Annotated in this window: 9 protein-coding genes and 1 tRNA gene; 8 read left to right on the plus strand and 2 right to left on the minus strand. The window is 67.9% G+C overall.

Going from position 1 to position 7,238, the window contains the following annotated elements; translation table 11 throughout:
* The coding region (locus tag JWP28_RS05870; protein WP_299541022.1) for a heme-binding protein at positions 1 to 355 on the minus strand (355 nt) is incomplete at its 3' end.
* A 704-nt stretch (positions 356 to 1,059) separates the two neighbouring features.
* A tRNA-Thr gene (locus JWP28_RS05875) sits at positions 1,060 to 1,134 on the minus strand.
* 351 nt (positions 1,135 to 1,485) lie between these two features.
* Here JWP28_RS05875 and murA point away from each other — a divergent pair.
* The 8 genes from murA to JWP28_RS05915 all read left to right on the plus strand — a co-directional run.
* A complete protein-coding gene (gene murA, locus JWP28_RS05880) occupies positions 1,486 to 2,778 on the plus strand; it encodes a UDP-N-acetylglucosamine 1-carboxyvinyltransferase (protein WP_299541025.1) in 1,293 nt (430 codons plus the stop codon).
* Between the two features lie 3 nt (positions 2,779 to 2,781).
* Positions 2,782 to 3,207, plus strand: coding sequence for a DUF2948 family protein (locus JWP28_RS05885; RefSeq protein WP_299541028.1), 426 nt, complete (start codon positions 2,782 to 2,784; stop codon positions 3,205 to 3,207).
* Positions 3,208 to 3,256: 49 nt separating this feature from the next.
* On the plus strand, positions 3,257 to 4,540 hold the full coding sequence (gene hisD, locus JWP28_RS05890) for a histidinol dehydrogenase (RefSeq protein WP_299541030.1): 1,284 nt from the start codon (positions 3,257 to 3,259) through the stop codon (positions 4,538 to 4,540).
* 74 nt (positions 4,541 to 4,614) lie between these two features.
* A complete protein-coding gene (locus JWP28_RS05895; protein ID WP_299541032.1) occupies positions 4,615 to 5,625 on the plus strand; it encodes a fatty acid desaturase in 1,011 nt (336 codons plus the stop codon).
* 149 nt (positions 5,626 to 5,774) lie between these two features.
* A complete protein-coding gene (locus JWP28_RS05900; protein ID WP_299541035.1) occupies positions 5,775 to 6,254 on the plus strand; it encodes a UPF0262 family protein in 480 nt (159 codons plus the stop codon).
* A gap of 6 nt (positions 6,255 to 6,260) precedes the next feature.
* A complete protein-coding gene (locus JWP28_RS05905) occupies positions 6,261 to 6,782 on the plus strand; it encodes a low molecular weight phosphatase family protein (RefSeq protein WP_299541038.1) in 522 nt (173 codons plus the stop codon).
* Between the two features lie 74 nt (positions 6,783 to 6,856).
* A complete protein-coding gene (gene infA, locus JWP28_RS05910; RefSeq protein ID WP_299541040.1) occupies positions 6,857 to 7,075 on the plus strand; it encodes a translation initiation factor IF-1 in 219 nt (72 codons plus the stop codon).
* A 15-nt stretch (positions 7,076 to 7,090) separates the two neighbouring features.
* Positions 7,091 to 7,238 (plus strand): Maf family protein (locus tag JWP28_RS05915; protein WP_299541043.1); only part of this gene is annotated, 148 nt, incomplete at its 3' end.

Genomic DNA, 7,238 nt, shown 5'->3' on the forward strand with positions numbered 1-7,238 from the left:
TCAACCCGATCGCGCCGACAATTTCTCCATTCACCTTTATGGGAAACCCTCCACCCCACGCCGCCACACGCGCAAGCGTGGGGATGCCGGCCAAAAGCGACGGGTCACCCTGGATAAAGTTGAAAAAGTCCTGCGTGGAGACGCCGAACAGGGCTGTGTATGCCTTGTTCTGCGCCATCTCGATGGAAAGGATCGGAGCCCCATCCATCCGGCCGAACGCCTTGAGATTGCCGCCGTCATCGAGAATCGCTACGTTTTCTGTAACACCAAGTTCTCGGGCCTTCTCAAGCGCCGCATTCACCATTTTCTGCGCCAACTCGTAAGAGACGCTGAGTTTATTCACCACGTTATTCATTTTTGTTATTCACCCATTTGATTCGGGTAGTGTGTTGATCATCCTCGTGCTTCACGACAACGTTATTAGCGTTGGAAAGCGCTCTGCTAATCTACACACTCCGACCACCCCGGATTAGACGGCATCGGGCTCCACGCCGTTAGGTCGAAATTCCCTCAAATCGGGACAACAGTGCCGGATCTCTCCAGCTCGCCTCGCCTCGCCGTCTGGCGTGCGCCTGTGGGATGGGCCGCGCGATGGCGGGAAGCGTACAGATCGTCGTTGCCCGCCAGCCGCGCCGATGGCATCGCAAGGTCCGGTTCTACGCCACAATCTCGGCAAGTGTCCGCGGCGGTGGGCTCCAGACAAGGACCAGGACTCCGAGCGCCGCGGCGATGACGACGCCGAAGGCGAAGCGGCGGGACAGGTTCGCGAAGGCGGCCTCCGCCGCGACGGTGTCGGCCAGATCGATCGGAACCAGAGCGCCGGGGAATTCGCCGGTCGGCTGGCAACTCTCGCTGAATGGGCTTCCTTAACGAGGCCGCGCGGCCGGAGAAAATCTCCGCGATTCGCCACAAGTCCCGTCCAATTTCGCGCAGCGAGCCCAACGCAGCCGGGTCAATTTTCCCGTCAGACTGCTGCCCATGTGCTGCCCAGCCGGTTTTTTTCGGATTTCCGGCGAGGATTGGTGGTTCCCCAAGTGCTTGATTTCACTCGGGGAACCATGGTGCCACGACAGGGATTCGAACCCTGGACCTCAGCCTTACCAAGGATGCGCTCTACCACTGAGCTATCGCGGCGAAAGGCGAGGGGCGGCTATAGCCAACACGGCGGACCGCGTGAAGCCCCAATCCGCGCGGGCGGCCTTGACGGGGCGGACCTAGCGCCGCACCCCTTGGCCCATGCCGCCGCCCGAAAAACCGCCGCGAGAGCCTGCTTCCGAGCGCGAGACGAAGCTCGCCCAGGCGCTACGCGCCAACCTGCGCCGGCGCAAGATGGGCGAGCGGCGACCGGCCAAGACCCGGGCGGAGGGGAAAAGCGAGAAGGAGGGCTGAGCGCCCTTTGCGCGGAGCGGCGCCGCGGGCTAGATATCGCTGCTCTCGCCGCCAAAGCGACTTTCCGGAAAGCGCGGCCATTTCGAAGGATTGGGATTGGACCGCATCGCCATCACCGGCGGCGCGCGGCTGCAGGGCGAAATCCCGATCAGCGGCGCCAAGAACTCCGCCATCAAGCTGATGGCGGCCAGCCTGCTCACAGAGGATTCGCTGCGGCTCACCAACATGCCGCGGCTAGCGGACACCCGTTTCCTGGGAAAGCTGCTGCAGCGGCTGGGGACGGAGGTTGTGGAGTCCGAGGGCGAGGATGGCCCTGAGACCCTGCTGCGCACGCGGGAGATCGTCAGCGCGATCGCGCCCTACGACCTGGTCCGCCAGATGCGGGCGTCCTTCAACGTGCTGGGGCCGCTGCTGGCGCGCACCGGCCAGGCGAAGGTGTCGCTGCCGGGCGGCTGCACCATCGGGGCGCGGCCGGTCGACCTGCACCTGAAGGCGCTGGAGGCGCTGGGCGCGCGGATCGACCTGCACGAGGGCTATGTCTACGCCCAGGCGCCGCGGGGGCTGAAGGGCGGGCAGATCGACTTCCCGTTCAACTCCGTCGGAGCCACCGAGCACGCCATGCTGGCCGCGGTGCTGGCGGATGGCGAGACCACCATCACCAATGCGGCCTGCGAACCCGAGATGGTCGACCTGGCTGACTGCCTGAACGCCATGGGCGCCAAGGTGGCCGGGGCGGGGACTTCGGTCATCCGCATCCAGGGCGTCAGCCGCCTGCACGGCGCGACCCATGCGGTGATGCCCGACCGCATCGAGACCGGCACCTATGCGGTCGCCGCGGCCATGGCCGGCGGCGAGGTCAGGCTGACCCGCACCCGCAGCGACTTCATCCAGGCGCTGATCGACAAGATGGTGGAGGCCGGCGTCGAGGTCATGCCGCACAACGACGGCCTGACGGTCAGGCGCAACGGCGAACTCCTGAAGGCGGTTGAGATCGAGACCGGCGTCTACCCGGGCTTCGCCACCGACCTGCAGGCGCAGTTCATGGCGCTGATGACCCTGGCCGATGGCGAGAGCGTCATTCGCGAAACCATCTTCGAGAACCGTTTCATGCACGCGCCGGAACTGGCGCGGCTAGGGGCGGACATCACGGTGCAGGGCGGGGAGGCCCGGGTGCGTGGCGTAGCGAAGCTGGACGGCGCGCAGGTGATGGCGACGGATCTCAGGGCCTCCGTGAGCCTGGTGATCGCCGGCCTCGCGGCGCACGGCGAAACCATGGTCAACCGAGTCTATCATCTCGACCGCGGCTTCGAGCGGCTGGAGGAGAAGCTTGGCGCCTGCGGGGCCCAGATCCGCCGTATCAAGGGCGACGGCGAGGGCGGCGAGGACTGATCGATGGCCCGCATAACGCCGCTTCGCCTGCTGGCCCAGGATGCCGACGACCTGGCGATCATTTCCGCGGCCATGCAGGACGCCGTCGCCAAGGTCGGCGACATCACCTACGAGGCCAGGGCCCGACGGCTGACCATCGCCTTCAACCGCTACTGCTGGGAGTCCGGCGGACACGAACGCGTGAGATCGGCCCTGCAGCTGGGCAGCGTCATGAAGGTGCAGGCGCGCAAGATCCGGCGCAACGCCCGCGACGCCGTCCTCGAGCTGCTGGCGGTGACGTTCGAACCGGGCGAGGCCCCCAGCGGCTTGATCACCATCAGCTGCGCCGGCGACGGCGACCTGCGGGCCTCAGTAGAGTGCATCGACGCAGTCCTGGCCGACGTCTCGCAGCCCTGGCCCACGCCGCGTACGCCGGCGCATGAGGATTAGGGCGGCCGCCATGGCGCTCGTGCCCCCGCGCCGCTAAAGAAGCCGCGCCATGCGCCGTTTCCGCTTCACCGATCCCGCTTTCGAGACGGCCTTCTCCGCCTTCGTGGACGAACGCCGCGACACCCCGGAAGAGGTCGACGCGGTCGTGCGCGACGTCATTGCGGCGGTTCGGGCCGAAGGCCTGGCCGCGCTGCTGCGCTTCGCGGAGGAGTTCGACGGGGTAGCGTTGGACGAACAATCGATCCGGGTCAGCGAGGCGGAGATCGACGCCGGGGCCGAGGCCTGCCCGCAAGAGGTGCGCGAGGCCATCGCCTTCGCCGCCGAACGCATCCGCAGCTACCACGCCCGCCAGCGTCCCGCCGACCTGCGCTTCACCGACGAGGCCGGCGTGGAGCTCGGATGGCGCTGGACGCCGCTCGAGGCGGTCGGAATCTATGTGCCGGGTGGGCGGGCGGCCTATCCCTCGACCGTGCTGATGAACGCCGTGCCCGCCGCTGTCGCGGGCGTCGAGCGGATCGCCATGGTCACGCCGCCCGGACGCCTGCAGCCGGCCGTGCTGGCCGCGGCCAAGGCGGCCGGAGTGCAAGAGATTTGGCGGGTCGGCGGGGCGCAGGCGGTGGCGGCGCTGGCCTATGGCGCCGGTCCGATCCGGCCGGTGGACAAGATCGTCGGCCCGGGCAACGCCTTCGTGACGGCGGCCAAGCGGCGGGTCTATGGGGCGGTCGGCATCGACGCCCTGGCCGGTCCGTCCGAGATCGTGGTGGTGGCGGACGGCGCCAACAAGCCCGACTGGATCGCGGCCGACCTGTTGTCCCAGGCCGAGCATGACCCCGCCGCTCAGGCCATCCTGATCACCGACGACGAGGCCTTCGCCGAGGAGGTGGAGGCCGCGGTGCTCAGGCAGCTTTCCACGCTGTCCACCGGCGAGGACGCCGCGGCATCTTGGCGCAACCACGGCGCCATCGTCATCGCGCCGCTCGAGGAAGCTCCAAGGCTGGTCGACCGGATCGCCCCCGAGCACGTCGAATTCGCCCTGGACGAACCGGAGCGGCTGGCCGACCGCGTGCGGCACGCCGGCGCGATCTTCCTGGGCCGCCATGCCCCCGAAGCCATCGGCGACTACGTGGCGGGCTCGAACCACGTGCTGCCCACCAGCCGGGCGGCGCGGTTTTCCTCAGGCCTGTCGCTCTATGACTTCCTCAAGCGGACCTCGATCGTGAAGTGCGACGAAGCCGCCTTCGCCCGCCTTGCGCCGGCGACCATTGCCCTGGCCGAGGCCGAGGGCTTGCCGGCGCACGCCCGGTCTGCGGCAATTCGCATGGGGCAGGATTGAACCTTTGGCCGCAATGAAACCTTGATCCTGGACATATATGTCTGCTCCCCGACGATTCTTGCGAAAGGCCGACAATGGCCGCTGACTCCACCCCTGCCGGAGCCTGGGCGAAGAAGCTCGCGCCCTATCGCGAGCCGAAGACCGGCCGCAGCATCTTTGAGATCATCGTCACGATCGTGCCCTTGCTGGCCATCTGGGCGATCGCCTGGGCGCTGCATGCGCACGGCTGGTGGTGGGCGGCGCTGCTGCTGACCATCCCGGCCGCGGGCTTCCTCGTGCGCCTGTTCATGATCCAGCACGACTGCGGCCACGGCTCCTTCTTCGGCCCGCGCCAGGCGAACGAGTGGGTCGGTCGGGCCATCGGCGTCTTCACGCTGACGCCCTACGACTATTGGCGCCAGACGCACGCCATCCACCACGCGACGTCCGGCAATCTGGACCGCCGCGGACTGGGGGCCATCGAGACCTTGACGGTCGAGGAATACGCCGCGCTCACCCCGCTGCGGCGGCTGGGCTATCGGCTCTACCGCCACCCGCTGGTGATGTTCGGCCTCGGCCCGGCCTTCGTCTTCTTCCTGATGCAGCGGCTGCCGGTGGGCATGATGCGTCAGGGCTGGCGTCCGTGGGCCAGCGTCTTGGGCAACGGCCTGGCCGTGCTGGCGGGGCTAGGCGCCCTGGTCTGGCTGTTCGGCGCCGCGCCGGTGCTGATCGTCAACATCGTCACCATGCTGCTGGCCGCCACGATCGGCGTCTGGCTGTTCTACGTGCAGCATCAGTTCGAAGGCGCACAGTGGGCGCGGAACGGCGCGTGGAAGCGCGATCACGCGGCGCTCGCCGGCAGCTCGCACTATGACCTGCCGCCGGTGCTGCGCTGGTTCACCGCCAATATCGGCATCCACCACGTCCACCACCTGTCGAGCCGCATCCCATTCTACCGGCTGTCGAAGGTGCTGAAGGACCACCCGGAACTGAGGCCGGTGAGCCGCATCGGCCTCCGGGAGAGCTTCCGCTGCGCCAGGCTCGCCCTGTGGGACGAGGCCGCCGGCCGGCTGGTCTCCTTCCGCGAAGCGCGCCAGACGTCCTGAGGCGCTCTGCCGACTGCGTCCCAAGACGCCCGGCGCTCCCCGCGCCGGGCGTATTTCCTTATGGCGCTCGAGCTTGTTCGCAGGTGCGGGATGACGCGGGGGTGCGGAATGCCATAAAGCGTGAGCGACGCCCTCACGTCCGGACGCCCATGGCCGACGACGACCGCCAGATGCACCGCCTGCAGACCGTCGAGCTTGACGAAGAGTCGCTCGCCGCCGTCTCGCGCGACCAGGAGCAGGAGCGGCAGTTCGCCATCTTCGACCTCTTGGAAGAGAACCACTTCCATCCGGAGGGCGCGTCGTCGGGCCCCTACGACCTGCGCATGGGGCTGGTCGAGAACCGGCTGGTGCTCGACGTCAGTGGCCCGGCCTACGAACGGCGCCACATCCTCTCGCTGTCGCCGTTCCGCAGCCTCATCAAGGACTATTTCCTGATCTGCGAGAGCTATTACCAGGCGATCCGCAACTCCACCCCGGCCCAGATCGAGGCCTTGGACATGGGGCGCAGAGGCCTGCACAACGAGGCGTCCGAGCTTCTGCAGGCCCGGCTGTCGGGCAAGATCGAGACGGACATCGATACGGCCCGCCGGCTCTTCACCCTGATCTGCGCCCTGCATTGGCGGGGCTAGGCGTCCATGCCGGCTGACGCCTCACCGCTGCCGGGCGCCGTGCTGTTCGCCTGCAACCTCAACCAGGTCCGCTCGCCCATGGCCGAGGCGCTCCTAAAGCGGCTGGTGGGCGATCGGATCTATGTGGACAGCTGCGGCCTGAGGCTTCCGGCCATGGTGCACGACGAGGCAGCCGATGAGGACGTCGCCGCCAGCGTCGATCCCTTCGTCGAGGCGGTGATGGCGGAGCTGGGGTGCGATCTCACCGGCCATCGACCCAAGACCTTCGGGGACCTGGAGGACAACTCCTTCGACCTGGTCGTCTCGCTGACGCCGGAGGCCCAGCACCGCGCGGTGGAGCTCGCCCGCAGCCGGGCGGCGGATATCGAGTACTGGCCGACGTTCGACCCGACCTTGACCGACGGGTCCCGCGAGGCGCGCCTGGCGGCGTACCGGGAGGTGCGCGACGGGCTCGCGCGGCGGATCGCCGAGCGCTTTGGGCAGCCCAGCCCGAGGCCCATCGACCTCGCCCCGCGCGGTGCGCTATGATTGCGCCGCTAGCCGCGGCTCGCGACCTCATCTAAAGGCGCGGGCCGTCATTTTGTCCTCGATTTGGAGCCTGCATGGCGAAAGAAGAATTGTTGGAGTTTCCGGGCACGGTCAGTGAAGTCCTGCCCAACGCAACCTTCCGCGTGAAGCTTGAGAACGACCACGAGATCATCGCCCACACCGCCGGCAAGATGCGCAAGAACCGCATCCGGGTGTCGGCCGGCGACAAGGTGCTCGTGGAGATGACGCCCTACGACCTGAGCAAGGGCCGCATCACCTCCCGCGTCCGCTAGACGCGTCCGGCCGCCGTGCCGCAATCGCCGCCGCGCCTCGTGCTGGCCTCCGCAAGTCCCAGGCGGCTCGCGCTGTTGCGCCAGGTCGGGCTGGAGCCGGACCATGTCGAGGCCGCCGAGCTCGACGAAACCCCCCATCCGAAGGAAACACCGCGCGACCTGG

Origin of the sequence: Phenylobacterium sp., from assembly GCF_028290885.1 — a bacterium.
GTDB lineage: Bacteria > Pseudomonadota > Alphaproteobacteria > Caulobacterales > Caulobacteraceae > Phenylobacterium.